This window comes from Kitasatospora saccharophila, from assembly GCF_039529925.1.
Classification (GTDB): domain Bacteria; phylum Actinomycetota; class Actinomycetes; order Streptomycetales; family Streptomycetaceae; genus Kitasatospora; species Kitasatospora saccharophila.
The window spans coordinates 1-1,683 of record NZ_BAAANS010000148.1 but is presented as its reverse complement, the minus strand read 5'-3'; the positions used below and the strand labels follow the sequence as shown (position 1 = coordinate 1,683).

General features: G+C 70.5%; 2 protein-coding genes. One reads left to right on the top strand and one right to left on the bottom strand.

Annotation, left to right across the window (positions count from 1 at the left end; translation table 11 throughout):
• Window positions 1-117: 117 nt before the first annotated feature.
• Complete coding sequence (locus ABD345_RS39865; RefSeq protein WP_344559724.1) at window positions 118-612, top strand: hypothetical protein; 495 nt, start codon at window positions 118-120, stop codon at window positions 610-612.
• Here ABD345_RS39865 and ABD345_RS39860 read toward each other — a convergent pair.
• Window positions 593-1,486, bottom strand: a complete 894-nt coding sequence (locus tag ABD345_RS39860) for an IS5 family transposase (RefSeq protein WP_344559720.1) — start codon at window positions 1,484-1,486, stop codon at window positions 593-595. The two genes, ABD345_RS39865 and ABD345_RS39860, sit on opposite strands and share 20 nt — an antisense overlap.
• Window positions 1,487-1,683: the final 197 nt, after the last annotated feature.

Sequence of the window (1,683 nt, the reverse complement as noted above, 5' to 3'; positions counted from 1 at the left end):
AGAAGCGATTCCCAAACCGAAGGTAGGGTCACGTTTTCGCAGGTGAGGTGTGTGGCCGTCGCTCGGTAGGCATGCTCGGACCGTCATGTCGGTGCGGGGCGTGGTCGGAGGTGGCGGATGCCGTCGGTGCTGGGAGTGCTGGAGCGGCGCGAGCGGGTGGCGCTGGCCCGGGCAGAGGAGCTGAGGGCCGAGTTGGAACGGCTTCAAGCCGCTGTCGCCGAGGCGGAGGAAGCCGCGCGGCGTGCGGTCATCGCTCGTGAGGAGACGATGGAGGCTCTGGCCGAGGCGGCCGATGATGTTGCGGGGTGCGAGGCGCCGGCGGTAGCGGTGCCGGTCGCGGTCGGCGTCGGTCCGCGGGTCGAAGTGCCGCTGTGGCGCGAGGGGTTGGGGGCTGAGGTGCTCCCGCCCGAGTGTGCGCGGATCCTGGCCCTGGTCGAGCGGGACGCGACCGGTGGCGGAGAGGGGGTGCGGGCTCGGGCGATGCGGGAGGATCTGGGCTGGCCTGCGAGTGACGCGAGGGAGCAAGCGGCGCGGTTTCGGGCGAAGCGGTTGGTGGAGCGGGGCTGGTTGACCGAGGTGAGGCCGGGACTGTTCAGTCCGCGGACGGCTTGACGCGGCGGGGTGTCGGCCGGCCGGAGCGAGCCAGACGGCGGGTGGCCGGGATGCTCGCGGCCCACCAGATCATCGCCTCGGCGCTGTCGGGGCGGGTCTCGTAGTCCCGGGCCAGGCGGCGGGCCCGGATCAGGTGGGAAAAACTGCGCTCCACGACCCAGCGGCGCGCGAGGACCACGAACCCGGTGGCGTCGTCGCTGCGCTTGACGATGGTCAGGGCGAGGGCCAGGACGGCGTGGGCGAAGGTGACCAACCAGCCGGTGTAGCCGCCGTCAGCCCAGACCAGGGCGATGCGGTGGTGTTCGGCGCGCAGTTGTTCCAGGAGGTCGCGGCCGGCGTCGTTGTCCTTGACCGAGGCGGCGGTAACCATCACGGTCAGCAGCAGGCCCAGGGTGTCCACGGCGATGTGCCGCTTCCTGCCGTTGATTTTCTTTCCGGCGTCGTAGCCGCGGGTGGCCGCGCCGACGGTGGCGTCGGCTTTGACCGACTGCGAGTCGATGATCGCGGCGGTGGGCTCGGGCTTCTTCCCGGCCAGGGCGCGCAGCATCGTGCGCAGCCGGCCGTAGAGCTCTTTGATGAAGTCGTTGTCGCGCCAGCGGCGGAAGAACCGGTACACGGCCCGCCACTTGGGGAAGTCGACGGGCAGGCTGGCCCAGCGCACGCCCTCGGCGACCAGGTAGCGGACCGCGTCGATCAGTTGGCGGTGGCAGTAGCCCTCCGGGCGGCCTCCCTTGCCGTTCAGCCAGGCCGGGACCGGCAGCAGTGGCCGCACGAGCGCCCACTCTGCGTCGGTCAGGTCGGAGGCGTACCGGCGGGTCCGGTCTGGTTGGTCGGCGGCGTTCCCGAGCCGGTGTGCGAGGCAATCGCACGACATGCCGGAGCTGGACGCGGACGGAGCAGGCACGCCACAGTGGGGCACGAGGGCCTCCTGGTTGTTCGTTGACTCGACATCACCGAACTGTGCGGGAGGCCCTTCTTCCATGCGCCAGCTGCGGAGCGATCACCCGAACGAGGCTGATGCGTACGAAGGTTCGAGCAGCAGCCGTGTCCATCAGTTTGGGAATCGCTTCT

Bases quoted from the DNA above. Each gene is read 5' to 3' on its own strand.
- ABD345_RS39865 (WP_344559724.1), top strand. From the start codon at position 118: ATGCCGTCGGTGCTGGGAGTGCTGGAGCGGCGCGAGCGGGTGGCGCTG.
- ABD345_RS39860 (WP_344559720.1), bottom strand. From the start codon at position 1,486: ATGTCGTGCGATTGCCTCGCACACCGGCTCGGGAACGCCGCCGACCAA.